This window comes from Thermodesulfobacteriota bacterium (genome assembly GCA_040753795.1).
GTDB lineage: Bacteria > Desulfobacterota > Desulfobacteria > Desulfobacterales > Desulfosudaceae > JBFMDX01.
Genome location: JBFMDX010000008.1, coordinates 1 through 18,387, shown reverse-complemented (window position 1 = coordinate 18,387; position 18,387 = coordinate 1). Strand labels below are relative to the sequence as shown.

14 protein-coding genes are annotated in these 18,387 nt (G+C 58.1%); 7 read left to right on the top strand and 7 right to left on the bottom strand.

The annotated features are described in order from the left end of the window. Positions 1-29: 29 nt before the first annotated feature. The 7 genes from AB1724_11000 to AB1724_10970 form a co-directional block, all read right to left on the bottom strand. Positions 30-2,963, bottom strand: a complete 2,934-nt coding sequence (locus AB1724_11000) for a rhodanese-like domain-containing protein (protein ID MEW6078332.1) — start codon at positions 2,961-2,963, stop codon at positions 30-32. Between the two features lie 194 nt (positions 2,964-3,157). After that, entirely contained in the window at positions 3,158-5,878 is a 2,721-nt protein-coding gene (locus tag AB1724_10995) for a calcium-translocating P-type ATPase, SERCA-type (protein MEW6078331.1), read from the bottom strand. Positions 5,879-5,887: 9 nt separating this feature from the next. Next, positions 5,888-6,955 (bottom strand): calcium/sodium antiporter, encoded by a 1,068-nt coding sequence (locus tag AB1724_10990; GenBank protein MEW6078330.1) that lies wholly within the window; start codon positions 6,953-6,955, stop codon positions 5,888-5,890. Between the two features lie 105 nt (positions 6,956-7,060). Continuing rightward, on the bottom strand, positions 7,061-7,840 hold the full coding sequence (locus tag AB1724_10985; protein MEW6078329.1) for a hypothetical protein: 780 nt from the start codon (positions 7,838-7,840) through the stop codon (positions 7,061-7,063). A 6-nt stretch (positions 7,841-7,846) separates the two neighbouring features. Then, positions 7,847-8,836: a GTP 3',8-cyclase MoaA gene (gene moaA / locus AB1724_10980; protein MEW6078328.1), complete on the bottom strand. Its 990-nt coding sequence runs from the start codon at positions 8,834-8,836 to the stop codon at positions 7,847-7,849. A gap of 14 nt (positions 8,837-8,850) precedes the next feature. Beyond that, positions 8,851-9,825 (bottom strand): glucosyl-3-phosphoglycerate synthase, encoded by a 975-nt coding sequence (locus AB1724_10975; protein ID MEW6078327.1) that lies wholly within the window; start codon positions 9,823-9,825, stop codon positions 8,851-8,853. Beyond that, positions 9,818-10,978, bottom strand: a complete 1,161-nt coding sequence (locus AB1724_10970; GenBank protein ID MEW6078326.1) for a peptidase dimerization domain-containing protein — start codon at positions 10,976-10,978, stop codon at positions 9,818-9,820. Before AB1724_10970 ends, AB1724_10975 begins: the two co-directional genes overlap by 8 nt. Before the next feature lie 170 nt (positions 10,979-11,148). Here AB1724_10970 and AB1724_10965 point away from each other — a divergent pair, with 170 nt between their 5' ends. The 7 genes from AB1724_10965 (at position 11,149) to AB1724_10935 (ending at position 18,019) form a co-directional block, all read left to right on the top strand. Then, positions 11,149-11,811, top strand: coding sequence for a hypothetical protein (locus tag AB1724_10965; protein ID MEW6078325.1), 663 nt, complete (start codon positions 11,149-11,151; stop codon positions 11,809-11,811). Between the two features lie 37 nt (positions 11,812-11,848). Beyond that, positions 11,849-13,036 carry a BMP family ABC transporter substrate-binding protein gene (locus tag AB1724_10960; protein ID MEW6078324.1) on the top strand — a complete coding sequence of 396 codons (1,188 nt, stop codon included), beginning with the start codon at positions 11,849-11,851 and terminating at the stop codon, positions 13,034-13,036. A 22-nt stretch (positions 13,037-13,058) separates the two neighbouring features. After that, entirely contained in the window at positions 13,059-14,567 is a 1,509-nt protein-coding gene (locus AB1724_10955) for an ATP-binding cassette domain-containing protein (protein ID MEW6078323.1), read from the top strand. Continuing rightward, on the top strand, positions 14,564-15,613 hold the full coding sequence (locus AB1724_10950; GenBank protein ID MEW6078322.1) for an ABC transporter permease: 1,050 nt from the start codon (positions 14,564-14,566) through the stop codon (positions 15,611-15,613). The genes AB1724_10955 and AB1724_10950 overlap by 4 nt, the downstream gene beginning before the upstream one ends. Continuing rightward, positions 15,601-16,569: an ABC transporter permease gene (locus AB1724_10945; GenBank protein ID MEW6078321.1), complete on the top strand. Its 969-nt coding sequence runs from the start codon at positions 15,601-15,603 to the stop codon at positions 16,567-16,569. Before AB1724_10950 ends, AB1724_10945 begins: the two co-directional genes overlap by 13 nt. Before the next feature lie 207 nt (positions 16,570-16,776). Beyond that, on the top strand, positions 16,777-17,211 hold the full coding sequence (locus AB1724_10940) for a hypothetical protein (protein ID MEW6078320.1): 435 nt from the start codon (positions 16,777-16,779) through the stop codon (positions 17,209-17,211). Positions 17,212-17,254: 43 nt separating this feature from the next. Beyond that, on the top strand, positions 17,255-18,019 hold the full coding sequence (locus AB1724_10935; GenBank protein MEW6078319.1) for an enoyl-CoA hydratase/isomerase family protein: 765 nt from the start codon (positions 17,255-17,257) through the stop codon (positions 18,017-18,019). Positions 18,020-18,387: the final 368 nt, after the last annotated feature.

Here is an 18,387-nt window from a genome sequence, read left to right as displayed (position 1 = left end):
AAGGGTTTCTACCGCTGCAAACGGAACGGTTATTCTGGAATTCCGGTTTCCCTTGGGTTTGAATCATCAGTCGACCAGAGGTACCACCCGCCTTCATAGTTTGCGGCCGGCCATCCCATCATATAGGCGTAAAAGGTATACATGGCCGACCTGGCGCCCCCGCCGCAGTAGAAATACATTTTTTTATCCGGTGTAAATCCATCCCGTGTCCAGTTGTTTTCCGCATCTTTAAAAGAAATAAAGGACTGGTGATCCTCACTTACGACATCAACCCAGTCGCCTATCCATTTGGCGGTCGGAATACGGCCATATTCTTCAAACCACCAGTAATAGGAATTGGATTGGCCGGTGAATTCCGTCCACTCCCGGTCGTCGACGACGACTGAATCGGTGTCCGTTCCATTGATCACGTTTCGGACATCTTCGGTGGTGGCGAGAAATTCCGGGCGCCCCGAAGACTCGCCGAAACTTACCACCGGGGTCCATGAGGTGGGGCCTGTTTCAACCGGGTATCCGGCTTCCGTCCAGGCTTTGTAACTTCCGTTAAGAATGCGGACATCCGCTACCCCGGCGTATAGTAACGCCCATGCAATACGCCCGGCCGTCATCATTGAAATATCGTCATCCGCATAAACGACAACCGTTTTATCCTTGGTAATTCCCATGCCTGCAAAAAAATCCTGCAGAACGGGGAGTGATTTGACATACGAATGGCTCGGATCCGCATACCCGTCACCATACTCTGAAGTCGGTCCGGTTTCCACCGAATAGGTGTCCAGGAATACGGCGCCGGGGATGTGTCCTTCCGTGGCAAAGGGAAGCCCTGCACCGGTCGTGGATATCTCATTTGTTTCCCAACGGGGATACCAGGATGTAAACACTATGGTGTAGGGTTTTCCAAAATTGTCGTTATCCATCAACACGGTTTTAATCCATTTTGCATTAACAAGCCGATTGACATTTGGATATCCATCGAAGTCATATTCGGGATAGACACCAAAGGCGACGGGTCGACCGGATGGATCCTGGATCCAGCCGTCCGTAGCACCGGGAAGGTCTTCCGGCGCCGTGTAGGAGGCATCTTCAATATAGTCGGTACTCCAGCCTTCCCAGCCGTCCGAGTAATTCCGGATATTTTCATAGCCCATCAGGTAGGCATACAAAAAACTTAAACTGGACCGGTAACCGCTGCCGCAATAAAAAATGACATCTTTTTCGAAGGTGTTGCTGTCTGAAGATTCGATGCCGATCTCTTCCCACATCCGTCTCACGTCCGCGAAGTTTTTCAGCGAGCCGTCCGCATCGAGATACTCAAGGTCCGGGGTGTCCGCATTAAATGCATACACGGCGCCCGGAATTCGGCCTTTTTGAACCACATAACTATAGCCGCTGGTGTCCCCGGTGTATTCCGGGTAAGTGCGCACATCCGCCAGAATCGTGCCCTCATTATTATAGACCTCCTCAACCTGCGCCGTGCTCGCAATCATCTCCGCTTGAAGCGTGCCGGTGTAGGTCACGGCAGTCGGCTCGTTGATTGCGGTTTCCGTGGCGTATCCGGCCGCTTCCCAGGCCGCTATGCCGCCGTTTAAGAAGCGCACGTCCTGCACACCGGCATATTTTAAAATCCACCACAATCGTGCGGCGAATATGGGGCTGTTGCTGTAAACGACGACCGTCGTATCGGCCGTAATCCCCATGCCCCCGACGGCTGCTTTCAATTCGGCTTCCGGAAGCAAAAACCACCTCGGATAGCCGTTTTCATACGTGTCGGAATTGGAATGAAACGCACCGGGAATATGGCCTTTCAAATAGGAATCGTCCGCCCACCCCTTGGCCATGTCTTCAAAACTGCCCCACTGGGTTTCAAAAATGAGATAGCGATGGTTGCGATCATATCCGTACCCGGGGGGCGGGGAGGTGGAACTGCCCGACGCATGATAATCAATCAGCGCTTTCACCCATGCCGGATAAACCAGGGCCTGGTAGTTTTCAAGCCTGTCCATGGGATAGGCGGCCTCATCGGCGGCGGCCCAGTCCCAGATGGAAGCATCGTAATTGGCGACCCGGGTAAATCCCATCAGACGGCCCAGGAAATACAGAAAGCCGCTGCGAATGCCGGCGGTGCAGTAGCCGACCACCTCCTTGTCGGCGGTGATGCCCCGCTCGTCGAACAGTGATTTTAAATTCGCGTAACTCAAAATACTCTTGTCGGAATTGTAGAGCCATTCATAAGGCAGATGAACCGCGCCGGTAATGTGCCCGCCCCGGGCCTCACCGTAAAGCTGCCAGCCGTTGAACTCCTCGTCGGTCCGCGTGTCTACCAGCAAAAAATCACCATCGCCGCGCCTGGCCGCGATATCTTCCTTGTCAGCCAGAACGCCGGCGTTGACACTGGCATTGAATTGCGCCGCCGGCAGGTTGTTGATTGTGGTTTCCGTCGGAAGCCCGTCGGCGGCCCACTTGTCCCAGCCGCCATTGAGGATACGGACATGGGTGTTGCCCATGTATTCCAGCATCCAGAAAAAACGTCCGGCCGATCCCCAGGAAGCGGTGGTGTCGTCATATACAACAATATCGGTGTCGCGCGTCAGCCCGGCCGCGCCCAGGGCGGCTTCCAGCTCGGCCCGGGGCAGCAGGGTTCCGTCCGTGGCCGACCCGTCCCAGACGGAAAAATCGCCCCACTGGAGGTTGATGGCGCCGGGGATATGGCCGGCGGCATAGGCCTGGGTCGCGCGGGTATCGATGATGATCGGGTCCTTGCTGACGGCGCGTTTGGCCAGCAATTCTTCGGCCGAAGCCAGCAGACCGGCGTTGGGAAACAGGGATACATCCCCGGTCAGGGGTTCGGACGGGGTGACCGTCGGGTTTTTTGAGTGGCTGCTGCTGGAGCTATCGCACCCGCTGGTGATCAGGATAGCGAAAGCCAGCGCCAAAAAAAGATACGGTATATTCTTCTTCTCCATCTTTGTCCTTTCCCTTTCCTTTTGTCATGGTAACCCGCGAAATGTCCTGCCGCACAGGGCCTCACTTTCCAGCAAACCCTTTCTTTCGTCAAATACATAATTTCAATTTTTCTATGGTTGGCTATAGAAAATATCAATGGATGACGGTTCAGGACTGGATCTGGCTGATGAGCGATAATGGGAAAGTCATCGGGCTATGGCGTCGGCGCGATCCCGGATTGCTTGATGGCCGTCCGTCGTCGGGCCAGCTTGACCATCTCCACGGCCCAGAGAGGGAAAGACGAAACCATGATGATCATGGCCCAGTCGGAAAGGGTCAGGGGGGTGGTTCGAAAAATGTGCTGCAGAAAGGGGAGATAAACAACGCCCAGCTGAAGCAGGAAGGATATGCCGTTGGCAAGGATCAGGGTCCGGTTTGAAAAAACCCCCATCCGGAACAGGGACTTGTCCCGGCTGCGGCAGTTAAAGGCATGAAACAGCTGGCTGCAGGCCAGCACAATAAAGGCCGCGGTCCGGGCCCGGTCAATGCTTCCCTGCTCGATATAAAGGACAAAGCCGAAGGCACCCAGACCGCACAGGGCGATAAACGCCCCCTGCGCCAGCATTTGCAATACGGCTGAACGGGTCGCCACCGGTTCGTTTCCCGGTCGCGGTTTCTGCTTCATAATATCCGGATCAATGGGCTCCATGCCCAGGGCCAGGGCCGGAAGGCCGTCTGTAACCAGATTGACCCAGAGGATCTGCACCGGCAGAAGGGGAACCGGCCAACCGAACAGGGCGGCGACAAACATCACCAGGATCTCGCCGATGTTGCAGGAAAGGAGGTAATGGATGAATTTGCGGATGTTGTCGTAGATGCCCCGGCCCTCTTCCACGGCCGCGACAATGGAGGCGAAGTTATCGTCGGTGATGATCATGTCCGCGACTTCCTTGGTCACATCCGTGCCGGTGATGCCCATGGCCACCCCGATATCCGCCTCCTTGACCGCCGGGGCGTCGTTGACGCCGTCTCCGGTCATGGCCACCACCTGCCCCTGACTTCTCAGCGAACGGACAATCCGCAATTTATGTTCCGGCGACACCCGGGCGTAAACCGAGATCCGTTGCGTATACCGATCGAGTTCCGGGTCGGAAAGACCGTCCAGGTCATCGCCGCTCAGGCCCTGCGAATCCGTGGCGGCTATGCCCAGCCGGCGGGCAATGGCCAGGGCGGTATGCTTATGGTCGCCGGTGATCATCACCGTGCGGATGCCGGCCGAGGCACACGCCTGAACGGCTCTCCCGGCTTCTTCCCGCGGCGGATCGATCATGGCCAGCAGTCCGGCAAAAACCAGGTCCGTTTCCACGGCGGCGGACTCACCAGCCGCCGGAGACGGTTCCAGATCGCGCCAGCCAACCGCCAGAACCCGCAACGCCTCACCGGCAAAGCCGGCATTGACCTCCAGAATCCGGGATTTTTCTCCGTCGGTCAGCGGCACCACCCGTCCCCCTTGCTCGATACGGGTGCAGGCGGCCAGCATTGCCTCCGGCGCCCCCTTGACCCAGGCGACCGTTGACTGCCCGTGCCGTCGCATCATGGTCATCATCCGCCGCTCAGAATCGAAAGGGATCTCGGCGACAAAAGGATATTCAGCCTCCAGCGCTTGCTTGCATAATCCGGCTTTTCCGCCAAGGGTCAGCAGCGCCCCTTCCGTGGGATCACCGATGACGGCATATCGGCCATTTTCATTGGTCAGGGCGGCGCCGTTGCACAGAACCCCGCAGAGAATCGCCTTCCGCGCCTCCGGCAGATCCGCTATCCCCAGCCGCCGGCCTTCCGCCGTGAAGAACTCGCCTGCCGGATCGTAACCCAGGCCGCTGACGGCAACGATCGTGTTTCCGGCAAAAATTCGCTGCACGGTCATTTCGTTTCTGGTCAGGGTGCCGGTCTTGTCGGAGCAGATGACGGTCGTGCACCCCAGGGTTTCCACCGAAGGCAGCTTCCGGATCAGGGCGTTCCGTTTGACCATCCGCTGCACGCCCAGGGCCAGGGCGATGGTCACCACCGCCGGCAGCCCTTCGGGAATGGCCGCCACCGCCAGGCTGACCGCGGTAAGAAACATGTCCAGGGGGTTTCCGCCGCGCAGCAGCTCCAGGCCGAAGACCAGAAAAACCAGGAAAAAGCAGAAATAAACGATCCAGTGCCCGAACGCCGCCAGCCTTTTCTGCAGGGGCGTGGATTCATCTTCCATGCTGGCGATCAGCCCCGCCACCCGGCCCAGTTCCGTGCGCGGCCCGGTTTCCACCACGATGGCTCTGGCTTTTCCGGCGGCGGCCGAAGTGCCCATAAAAACCATGTTGGCCCGGTCGGCCAGAGGAAGGGTTTCCTGCGATACCGGAAGAGCGGTTTTGGCAACCGGCGTTGATTCGCCGGTCAGGCTGGCTTCCCGGGTGCTGAAATTGCAGGTGACATAAATCAGCCGGGCGTCCGCCGGGACCATGTCGCCGGACTCAAGCTCCAGAAGATCTCCGGGCACCAGTTCGGTCGAAGGGATAACCGCCGGCTTGCCCTCACGAATCACTTTCGAGGAGGGGGCGGCCAGTTTCTTCAGGGCCGACATGGCTTTTTCGGCCCGATACTCCTGGATAAAGCCCAGAATCCCGTTGAGGATGACGATTCCGATGATGGCCAGGGCGTCGACCCATTCCCGCAGGAGCCCGGACACCACCGCCGCTCCGACCAGGACCCAGACGATAAACCCGGTGAACTGGGAGGCCAGAAGCCCCAGGGCGCTTTTTCTTTTCTCAACGGCCAGCTCGTTTCTGCCGCTGCTTGCCAGGCGTTCCCGCGCTTCCGCCGTCGACAGTCCGCAGGCGCAGTCCGTCCGCATTGTGGCGCAGAGTTCATCCGTGGATAAGGACCACCAGGGCCGCATGGGAAAACCTTATTTTGCGCTTTTCATCTCACGCCAGGCCAGGATGGCGAGGGTGACGGCAGTCAGCGGAAATATGAAATAGGTCATTGCCCGGTCAAAGGCGTCCAGGGCCGAATGCTGGGACGCGGCCAGAAAGAGGTAAAGAATGTAGGCCACGTAATAAAACAGGAAAAGCAGGCCGTTTCCGCGGGAAATGCTAGACCCCGTGAAAAAAACGGGCAGACAGGCCACCGCCACGGCGATCATGACCGGAATGTCGAACCGCAGGGCCGTCGGTGATACCGGGATGCCCGCGGGAGATACCAGGCTTGACAGACCCAGCACGAAAAGGATGTTGAAAATATTGCTGCCTATCACGTTGCCCACCGAAATGTCCCGCTGACCGCGGATGCTGGCGACGACGGACGTGGCCAGTTCCGGCAGGGAGGTGCCCAGCGCGACCAGGGTGAGCCCGATCACCAGTTCACTGACGCCCAGATACCGGGCAGCCGCCGTAGCGCCGGTAACCAGCCAGTGCGAGCCCAGAACCAGAAGTCCCAGCCCGGTGAGAACATAGAGAACGTTGCGCATCCATCGGGAGGAGGAATCCGCCGCTGCGTCCGACCCATCCTCATTGTCCGCTTGCGAAAGTCCCTCCCTGCGCCCCATGCGGATAAGGATAACCGTATAGGCGATGGCGCCGGCAAAAAGAACGGCGCCGTCCAGCCGTCCGAGCTTGCCGTCCATGGCCATGACAAAGGTCAGAATGGAAATCCCGATCATGACTGGAACGTCAAAGCGGACCAGCTGGCTGGAAACCGCCAGTGGGGCGATCAGGGCCGACAGGCCGAGAATCAGCAGGATGTTGGCGATATTGCTGCCGACCACATTACCAAGGGCGATGTCCGCCTGGCCGCTGAAACCCGAAAAAACGCTTACAGCCAGTTCCGGCGCGCTGGTTCCGTACGCCACCACCGTCAGGCCGATGATCAGGGCCGGAATCTTCATGGCAATGGCGATGCCGGAGGCGCCGCGGACAAGCATTTCCGCGCCCCCAACCAGCAGAACAAAACCCAGGATGAGAAGCAGAATGGTCATGGGTTCTCTCCATTCTAAAAAAAGTTAAAACCGTTACGCTCATTTCCCTAACAGCACGCAAAGGAAAATGCAAATCTTTTGCCCACCGGAAGGGTTACGATAATGTTACCGGTTATCTGACAGGCAGTCCTTGTATTTAGACTGGATTGTTTCCAGCAGCCGCCGGCCGATCTCCAGTCCGATATCGATAAACTGCGGGCCGTATTCTTTTCCCACGGAGGTGCGAAACGTGGCTTTGATGGTGGCGATGTATTCCAGGGCGCCGGGATAAAGGCTGAAAAACCGCGAAGGCGGCAGGGGAACGGGGGCGGCCGCGATCATCTTCCAGACGGTGTGCGTGAAGTTGTCCGGCCCCCAGCGGAACTTGTCGGCATCGTACAGGCTGCCGGCAATAATGTCCTGTTCAACGGATTGAGGCGACTGAACGTCCTTGAAGGCCTCATGGTTGCGGATGGCAAACACCACGCAGTCGATACTGTCTTCGTCCAGCAGATGATCCCGTTTCAGCTTTTCCCGAGCCGCTTCGGCGCCGATGATGGCGTGCTGGCGGTGCCGGCGGCGGATGTCGTGCAGCAGCCCGGCGCAATGAGCCATGAGCACCAGCCGCCCCACCTGCCGGTCCGGAAGACTGGCCCGGGTCCCCTCCACGGCCGCGATGACGCCGGCGTCCAGGGCGACCTTTTCCGCGTGCCCCAGTCCGTGGCCCAGGTTGCTGCGGGTTTCCTCCCGGACAAACCGGGACAGGTCACGGATCATCGGGTTGTCCCGGAACATCTCCCGGGACCGGATCACGGAAAGGGAAAAAACCCGGTAAAATTCGGGTTCCGGACAGGCGGCGGCGATTTCCCGGGCCGCCTGCTGAAGAAGAGAATAAATTGGCTGCATCGTTTCTCAACCGCCGATGGCGGACATCACCTGCGTCAGGGCGTTGTTTTTGCCGGCTTCATTGTGGGAGTATCCCGGTTTTTTCAATACCGCCTGACGGAAAAGACCGGCCAGATCGTCGTCGCTGGCGCCCTGCCGCAGAGGGGTTTTCAGGTCCACTGCGATATCGGAAAACAGGCACGGCTTCAGCCGGCCGTCGGCGGTCAGTCTCAAGCGGTTGCATGTCCGGCAGAAATGCCGGCTGATGGGGCTGATAAAGCCCACTTCTCCCCGGGCGCCGGGAAAGCGGAACCGCTCGGCCGTGTCCCCTGATCCGGTGCGTTCGACCGGGATCAGTTCGCCGCCGACGGCTACCCGTCGCTTTATCTCGGCGGTAAGGATCTGGACATCGGCCTTCAGGGTTTCCCGTTCCGACGGCATATACTCAATAAACCGCATATGCAGGGGCAGATCCAGGGACAGCGCGGCCAGGGCGGGCAATTCATCGTCGTTGATTCCTCTCATGGCCACGGCATTGACCTTGACCGGAGAAAAGCCCTGGTCCAGGGCGGTCATGATACTTTCCCAGACGGCGGCAAGCGCATCCCGCCCGGTGATGGTCTTAAACTTTTCCGGGTCAAGGGTGTCCAGGCTGATGTTGAGCCGGTGGATGCCGGCGGCCTTGAGCGCGGACAGGTTTTCCTTCAGAAAGACGCCGTTGGACGTCATCGCCATGTCCGTGATGCCGGGAAGAGCGGCGACCTGGCCGATAAAACCGCAGACTCCTTTTCTGACCAGCGGTTCGCCGCCGGTGATCCTGATTTTGGTGATGCCCAGGTCCACGCCGGTCCGGATGATCCGGAGAGTTTCCTCGTAGGTCAGGATATCGTCATGAGAAAGCAGATTAAAGGTTCCCGCAGGGCGGCAGTATATGCAGTTCAGGTTGCAGCGATCCGTGATCGAAACCCTCAGATAGTTCAAACTCCGGTTGTGCGTGTCGGTCAGTGTCCGCTGCATCTCTTATTCCTGTCTTATTCCTTCAAGAGCCGGTTCCGGTATGCCTCGATTTCCATCATGGGCGGGCGCTCCGACATTTTTACGGCAAACAGGTCCGCGACATACTCACCCGCTCTCCGGTCAAACCGGATCATTTCATGAAACAGTTCCCGGGCCAGCTCAATTCTCTCCATCTTTTCCAGGCGGTTAAAAAAAGTTTTCAAAATCACAAAGGCCATTTTCCCCAGCGCCCGGGTGTCCTGATTGGTATGGACCCGCCTGTCCATATCGACCTGGGCCATGACGTTCAGGCCCCACTTTCTATATATATCAAGTATCATGCTGGTTTCAACGCCATAACCGATGGGAAAAGGGATATTTTCAAAAATTTCCCGGAACCCGGCGTACTCTCCGGAAAGGGGCTGAAAAATCTGGGCCAGTTCCGGGAAAAACAGGGAAAAAAGCGGGCGGACCACCAGTTCCGTCACGCGGCCGCCGCCGCCGGGAAGAACCCGGTTGTGATCCAGGGCGATGGATCGGTCGTAAAAGGCCTTGGTAAATTTAATGTCCTGATGCTGAATCAGCGGCCCCAGGAGGCCGTAAACAAACCGGGGGTGGATATTTTTGATGTCCGCGTCGATGTACACCAGGATATCCCCGCGAGTGACATACAGCGCTTTCCACAGGTTTTCCCCCTTGCCCCGGAACTTTTCCAGCTGGGGCAGAATATCATCCGCCCGGAAGACGCCGGCCCCGTATTGGGCGGCGATTTCCATGGTGTTGTCCGTCGAACCGGAATCGATGACCACGATTTCATCCACCAGCCGGTGGCGCGTCATCAGATCGGATTTCATCATGACAATTTCCTTGGCGATGGTGGCTTCCTCGTTCAGGGTGGGAAAACACAGGGAAACCGAGAGGCGGCGCTTTTGCTTGGCCGCCATCAGCCGGGACAGATCCGAAAAGGCCGAATGATGAAAGGTATGGGTTTCGATCCAGGGTTTAGCCATCGCACACCCCGCTGTCCATGGCGGCCATGACGCCGACGACCTGGGCGATCCCCTTGAAGAGGGGACTGATCCTGACCCGGGCCTGCTCCGGTAGATAGGCGTCGGCGCCATGGGTCAGGCCGAGCGTAATGGCCGGAATATGACGGGAAAGAAACACGGACAGTTCGGATTCGCTGGGCATGGTAACCGGTTCCAGTCGCAGTTTTTTCATCACCGCCGCGGCGGATTTGACCAGGGGATGACTGAACTTGAGCCGGGCAGGCGCCTGTTCGCTGATGCTTTTCAGCTTCAGCCCGGCCTGAAGTTCATGCGCCACGCCGTTGACGATATCCCGGATATCGGTATACAGGGATCGCACCACCTCAAGTGAGTCGCTCTGGACTTCCAGGCCGAGGACCGCATCGGCAGGGATCGTTCCGTGCCGGGACCCCCCGCTTATTTTGCCCATGACGATCCTGGACCGCGGCCGCTGGGGAAGACGAAGCCGCAGAATCTGGTTGATGACCTCATTGAGCACCAGGATGGGGTTGGCCGTGTCGCGCGGCCGGCCGCCAGGGGAGGGGGGCAGGGCGCATTCAATCTCGCAGCGGTTCAGCCCTTCTGAAAAATAACTGAGCCGGCCCAGTTCGCATGCCTCCAGGATGATGGCCCCCCGGATGGGGGTTTTCCAGTTGCCGACCAGATGTTTCATGCCCGCCAGGTTTCCGGCGCCGAGAGACCGGACGACACCGGCCAGAACAATATCCGACACAAAAGAGAGCCCCGCGGCCGCGATGATGTCCGGCAGGGAGGCCAGTACGCCCACGCCGGTGGAATTGTCGGTTATTCCCGACCCCACGATGGCGTTGCTGGTAACCGTATAATTATGATCCACGTCCCTGTCCACGGCGGTATCCAGATGGGCCACTACAAAAACCGGCGGTTTGTCCGGAGATGTCCCGGGAATAACCCCGACAGGATTACCGAGGGGGTCCAGCCAGCACCGGTCAACGCCCGCGCTGGAAAATCTTTCCAGAAGCATATTGGCCCGTTTTTCTTCCGCAAAAGTAGGTGCCGGGATCTGGCCGGTCATAATAATATTGGTGATAATGACGTCCTTTAAGGATTTGCTTGTTTCCACGAAAGATGGTATCTGGTCGAGATAGGAAGTCATTCGGGGTAATCTTGTAATTATTCTAATTTGCAGATGAAACAGGCTTTAAGTTCATATTGAGGGAATCGCGGTTTTAAGTCAAGGCAAACCGTCTGAAAAGCGAATCGAAAGATGTCGCCAACGGCATGAGACGGAATTGGAGAATGAAAATCGAAACGGAAGATTATGGGATGAAGACCAGGCAGCTGGCCGAAAAATATTTAAGTAACGGAAATAACCGGTGTCTGATCGTGTTGCGGCATTCCGTGCGCCATTATGACACGGACAATCCCATCAACGAGCCTTTTATGGGCCTGACCGAAGAAGGCAAGCAGCTGTCTTACCAGTGGGGCCATACCCTGTCGCCGAAAAAGCGTCTGAATTTCTTTTCCAGCTTCATCGGCCGGTGCATTGAAACGGCCTATCTGATGGACAAGGGGCACGTGGCCGCCGGCGGCGTTACCAGCAATAATATGATTGAAGCCACGCTCTCCCCCTTCTATGTTCGGGATGTCCTGCGGCTGTTTGAGGAATATATCAGGCAGCCGGATTTTCTGACGGTATGGTTCAAAAACGACATTCCGTCGGAAGTTATTACGCCGCCCGGGCAGGTCGCGGCGGCCATGATGGCCTTCTGGAAGGAGAGGTTGTCGGACAGCCGTCTTTCAGACCAGGTGGATGTCTGCGTGACTCACGACTGGAACCTGTTCGTGCTGCGGTGGTACTTGTTGGGCATCTTCCCGGATCCGCGGGAAAAAGTGGATTATCTGGAAGGCCTGATCGTGTTCCGGGAAAAAAACAAAAATTATGTCGCCGCCCCGGGGCACGCCCCCCGGGCGCTGCGGCTGGCCTGAACATCGTATCAAACAGACAATCAGCAAGGAGAAAAACATGCCATCTTTCCGCAAAGCGGCCCTGGCCGCAGCGTTGATACTGCTGACAGCTGTATTTGTCCCGTCAGCGCCTGCCGCGGAAAAGCCTTTTGTTTTTGGAATGCTGCTGGTCGGGCCATACAACGACCACGGCTGGAGCCAGTCCCACTACGAAGCTGGAAAATATGTGGAAGCCAGAACCGGTAACACTCGCATGCTCTACATTGATAAAGTCAATCCGGCCGACCGTCCCGGCATGACCGTACCCCAGCTGGTGGAAGACCTGGCCGAAAAGGGCGCCCGGCTGATTATCGCCAACTCCGATGACATGAAGGATGGCATCCGGCAGGCGGCCCTGGCCCATCCGGACATCCATTTCATTCATGTTTCCGGAGACGATGTGCTGACCGGCAAGGCACCGCCCAACCTGACCAATCTCATGGGAAAAATGGAATACGCCAAAATGATGGCGGGGTTCGTGGCGGCGCTGACCACCCGGACGGGGAAAATCGCCTATCTGGGGCCGCTGGAAAACGAAGAGACCCGGAGACTGGCCGTGGCCTGTTTTCTGGGAGCGAAATACGCCTGGGAAAACATTTTAAAAAAGCCGCTGGACCTGTTCCGTTTCCGGGTCTCCTGGATCGGTTTCTGGTTTAACATCCCCGGCGTTACCGCCGACCCCACGGCCGTTGCCGGAAATTTCTATGACACGGGATATGACGTGATCGTTTCCGGCCTGGATACCACCGAAGCGGTCACCGTCGCCAGGCAGAAGCGGGATCAGGGGCGGATGGTCTGGGCCATGCCTTATGAGTATATCAACGCCTGTCAGACCGGACCGGAAGTCTGTCTGGGTGTTCCCTATTTCAACTGGGGGCCGGACTATCTCAACCTGATCCGGCAGTCCATGGCCGGTCAGTGGGAGAGCCGGTTCATCTGGTCGTCCCCGGACTGGACGGACATGAACAACCCGGACACCGGGGCCATCGGCTTTAAACCGGGCCCGGCCATGGCGCCGGAGGTGAAAAAGGCGCTGGATGAATTTTCCGCCGGACTGGCTGACAAAAAAATTGAACTGTTCCGGGGGCCGCTGCTCTACCAGGACGGCACCGTGTTTCTCAAGGACGGTGAAATCGCCACCGACCGGCAGATATGGTACGTCAGCAAACTGCTGGCCGGAATGACGGGAACGGGCGGCGATCAATGATCCTTTGCCGGCCGGGAACCTCATGAAAGTTGAACTGTGCCACATCAGAAAATATTTCGGGCCGGTTCCGGCCAGCAACGGCGTCTCGCTGACCATTGCGCCCAACCGGATCCACGGTCTGCTGGGTGAGAACGGCGCCGGTAAAACTACTTTAATGCGAATTCTGGCCGGATATACCGGTAAGGACGGCGGCGATATCCGGATCGACGGCAAAGCCGTTTCCTTTTCATCGCCCCGGGACGCGGCCGCCCGGGGCATCGGGCTTTTGCATCAGGATGTTCTGGATGTGCCGGCGTTTTCCGCGCTGGAAAATTTCATGCTGGGACGGACACCCGGCCTGCGGCTCAACCGGAAAGCCTTCTCCCGGATATTCCTGAAAACCGCCCGTGATCTTGGCTTCTCTATAAGGCCCGATGATCCTACGGTTTTACTTACCGTAGGGGAAAGACAGCAGGCGGACATGGTCCGGCTGCTGTCGGCGGGGACCCGGCTGCTGATTCTGGACGAACCGACCACCGGACTGTCCGAAGACCAGAAGGACGTCCTGATCGCGGCGCTGCAAAAATTTGTATCCGGCCGGGGCAACAGCGTCGTCCTGGTATCCCACAAACTTTCCGACATACGGCAGTTATGCGACCAGGTGACGGTCCTGCGGCAGGGCGCTGTTATCGGAGCGCAGGATCGCCCTTTTTCAGAGGATCAGCTTCTGGAACTGATGTTCGGGGAAGGACGGGCACCACAACGGCGAAAGCTCCGGGAGACAGGCGAGATTGTCTTCTCCGCCTCCGGAATCCGGGCGTCCGGCGGACGGGCCGGGCTTTTCGTTGCCGATTTTTCGGTCAAACAGAAAGAGGTGATCGGGCTGGCCGGCCTGGATGGAAGCGGGCAGGAGCTCTTTCTGAAAGCGTCCGCCGGCCTGACGCCGGCCAAAGCCGGAAAATTCGTCCTTCGCGGGGAGGATGTCACCGGCCGGGATTACCATGCGCTGCGGCAAAAAGGCGTCGGCTATATTCCCTCCGATCGGCTGTATGACGGCCTGGCTCCGGATCTGACCATCGCCGACCATTTCCTTGTCGCCGAAGGGGCGCCTCCTTTTGCAAATCGCTCAACCACGGCACTGAACCGGGCCGCCGCGGCCATTGCTGATTTTCAGATCAAAGGTCGGCCGGACACTCCCGCCCGGTTCCTGTCCGGAGGAAACCAGCAGCGGCTGCTGCTGGCCCTGATCCCTGAAAAAACGGCGCTTCTTCTGCTCGACAACCCCACCCGGGGGCTGGACCCGGAGTCCGCCGCTCTGGTCTGGTCAAGGCTGCAAACCTTCTGCGATAAGGGCGGCTCCGTCGTTTTCTCTTCGTCCGACCTGGATGAAATGCTGACCATGGCCGATCGCATTGGCGTGTTTTACGAAGGAAAACTGGCGGCGATATTTCCGGTAGAAGAGAGCGTTTTGGATTCTTTGGGAAAAGTGATGTCCGGGAAAAATAGGGATATCGGCCCTGCCGCCTTTAAAAGGAAGCCTCCGCAAAAATGATAAACCCGCGGACATTGAGACATATCATCAGCGGCCCAGGACTGGTTGGCCTCGTCTCTCTTCTGGCCGGCGCGGTGCTCCTATGGGTGGCCGGCGCTTCGCCGATAGAGGGCTACGTCAATATCATCAAAGGCGCTCTGGGGTCGACCGGCAAATTTTTTTTTGTTGTCCGGACCTGGGTGCCCCTGGCGATATGCGCCTGCGGATTGATTTATCCGTTTCGGGCGGGGCTTTTAAATATCGGTGTGGAAGGACAGATGATCTGGGGGGCCGTCTGCTGCACGGTTGTTCTCCGTTGGGCAATAGTATGGGGTTCACCGGCTCTGACGGTGATGCTGGCCTTCGCGGCGGCGGCTGCCGGCGGCGCCCTGTGGGCGATGCTGGCCGGTATATTGAAAATCAAAGGCGGCGTCAACGAAATCTTCGGCGGTCTGGGCCTGACGTTCGTGGCCCAGGGCGTCGTGCTGTGGCTGATTTTCGGTCCCTGGAAGCGGCCCGGGGTCGCGACCATGAGCGGCACGGAAATATTTTCCCCCGACCTGTGGCTGCCGACGGTGCTGTCCGGCCGGATATCGCCAGCGGCCATTCTTCTAACGGTCATGCTTTTTGCCCTGACGGTTCTGCTCCTGACGCGAACCAATTTGGGTCTCTATTTTCAGGCCGTCAGAAGCAGTCAGCGGGCCGCGTTTGTTCTGGGACTGAACCCGTCCGGTTATTTTCTGTTAGCCTTGGCCATTTCCGGCGGATGCGCGGGGTTGGCCGGCGCCGTTCTGGTGGCCGGGGTGTATCATTGCCTCATCCCCTCCATCTCCGGAAATTACGGGTACCTGGCCCTGCTGGTGGTCATGCTGGCCGATCATCGTATCGGCGCCGCGGCGGTCGTCGCTTTTCTGTTTGCCGGGTTGAACGTCGGCGGAGTTCAACTGCCCCTGGTGATGCACCTGGATTCCTCGCTGTCGGGAATCCTCCAGGGCGCGCTGGTTCTTACCGCTCTGGCGGTTTACGGCCGCCGGCGGAAAAGACGGGGGCCTGAATGGACGGTATGACGGTAACCCTGTTCTTTTCCGCCGTGGTCTTTTCCGCCACCCCGATTTTGCTGGCCGTGATCGGCGAGACCCTCTCTGAAAAATCAGGGTTCATCAATCTGTCTCTGGACGGCACTATCCTGTTTAGCGCCATGGGCGCTTTTGCCGTCGCCGTGCAGACGGACTCGCTGCTGGCCGGTTTTATCGCGGGCGCCCTTATCGGTGCCGGAGTGGCTGCCGTAGCGGCGGTCTTTTCCCTCTATTTGAACGTATCCCAGATCGCGACCGGTTTTGTTTTGTCCCTGATGACGCGGGATATGGCCTATTTTCTCGGCGCCCCTTTTTCCGGTATCACCGGCCCCCGGGTATCGCACCTGGCCATCCCCGGATTGTCCGGCCTGCCCCTGATCGGTCCGGTTTTGTTCGATCAGAATCCGGTGGTTTATTTGAGTTTGAGCATGGCAATTACGGTCTGGTGGCTGATCAGCAGAACACCTTTCGGGCTGAATCTGCGGGCTACGGGAGAACACCCGGAAGCGGCTTTTGCCAGGGGGCTCAATCCAACACCCATCCGTCTGGTTTGCGCCGCGGGAGGCGGGCTGCTGGCGGGTCTGGGCGGCGGGGCCTACTCATTGTGCGTGAAGGCCGGATGGGGACATCCCCAGGGGGCGGAAGGGGTAGGCTGGATTGTTCTGGCGCTGGTTATCTTCGGTCGCTGGGGAGTCATTCGGGCGGCTATGGGCGCGTACTTCTTCGCTTTTCTTCAGGTCGGCGGCGTTTACCTGCAAACGCAGGTTCCCAGGATCCCGGCACAGGTCTTCCAGGTGGCGCCGTTTCCGCTGATGATTTTTACCCTGCTGCTTATGAATCTGTCTCCCGGGAAAGGCGTGCGGACCCCACTGGAAGCCGGTCACCGCCGCGGACGGGGCGAAGGCATGCCGGCGGCCCTTGGGCGATCATGGCCCGGCGGCCGCTGATTGGGACAACGTCCGATTCAGCCTCATGCCGGCAGAAGAATTTTCCGGACCATTGTCAAGCCTCGTATACTTTGCTATAAACAGACCAAACCGGCCGGGGCGGAATAACTTGAATTTTGATCGCCGGGCAGACCGCCGCCAGCCGGCGGGTCCGTTACGCGATAGACCGGAGAACCGGGCACCGGTGAACGGGAGAGCAGGCGCTGTATGAAAACTCAACAGGTTAGGTTGCTGTCGCAACGAATGCGGGTTGATTATCCATGGCCCGTCTGGGCCATCGGCTGGCTCGCTATTTTAAAAGCGTTTATCTGGCTCGGCGCGGAGCCCCCGGCCCTGCCCGCCAACCAGATGACACTGATGGGATACAAGTACGCCCTTTTTATGCTCCCCCTGTTTTTTTGCGGTATCGGCGCCTGGAACATGAAAAAATGGGCGGCCTGGGGGTTGGTCGGCCTGGCTGTCGCCGACCTGCTGTTTTATCTGACCGTTCCCTCGGTCAGAGCGTCGCTGGCCCTTAATACGACTTCGTCCGTAGCCTATACATTTTCAATAACGGTCTTTGCTATCAATGGACCGCCGAGCACGATCCTGATCCTGCTGTTGTCCCCGGCGCTGATGAAACGCCTGAATCCGTCCTCTTGAACGGCAACGGACAAGGCCTAACAACACACACCAGGTAATATTTATGGAACTGAAATACCACACCATGGCGGTCGAGGAGCGGGTCGCGGTCATCACCATCAACCGGCCGGAAAAGGGCAACGCCCTTTCCCCGGAAGTCCTGACAGAGATGACAGCGCTGTTTACCACCCTGGATGCCGATCCCCAGGCCAATGTAATTGTCCTGACCGGCGGAGAAAAAATGTTTTCCGCCGGCTTTGATCTGGACGTGGTCCGGCAGATGGAGAAAGTGTCCAACGAAAGATTCATCGCCCTGTTTCACCGGGCTTACCGCTCCATTCTTTTCTGCAGCCGTCCGGTGATAGCAGCGGTCGGCGGACCGGCCATCGCCGGCGGTTTTGACCTCACCATGATGTGTGACATCCGCTATGCCTCCGAAAACGCTAAATTCGGTCAGCGGGAAATGGCGCTGTCTTTGCCGCCCATCATGGATCCCCTGTGGCGGATCATCGGCCTGGGCCGTGCCAAGGAAGTGGCCTTTACCGGCCGCATTTACGATGCCGCGGAAGCTGAACGCATGGGTTATGTCAGCCGCGTTTTTCCCAGGGGAGAACTCCTCCAGTCTGTTATGCCGATCGCCAGGATCATGGCCGGGTACGACCGGCAATGCCTTGTGGAAACCAAACAACTGACCCATCTGCTGATGAACAAGGATCTGGACGGCGCCATGACAACCCAGGAGTGGTTGTTCCGGTCCTACATCGGCTCCCCGGACAATCAACAGCGGGTGACGGAACTTCTGGCCGGCCTGAAAAAAAGGACCGGTTGACAATCGTCATGATGTCTTTTCAGCCGTAACGCTGCCTCCGGCGCCATTTCCGTCATGCTGCCCGCTTCTCCGATCATCGTCAATATGGAGTGATCCGTCCGTTTTTCTGCCGTCCCGCCGGCAGAACCCGTCCCCAACAATAATACGTCCCCGGCCGCGGGATAGTGCTGCCTACCCCCGTCGAATACAAAAACTTTTATTATAATATTTCACTTGACATTATGTATAATCAATGTTTAGTTAGCATAAACCCGAAGGGTGGGGAGAAAAGACTTCAGTCAATGAATATGAAAATCGCTGTTTGTGCTATTGATGGCGTGTTTTCCTGACGACGGTGATGATGGCAGATGGCAGGCCCCTCAACCCCC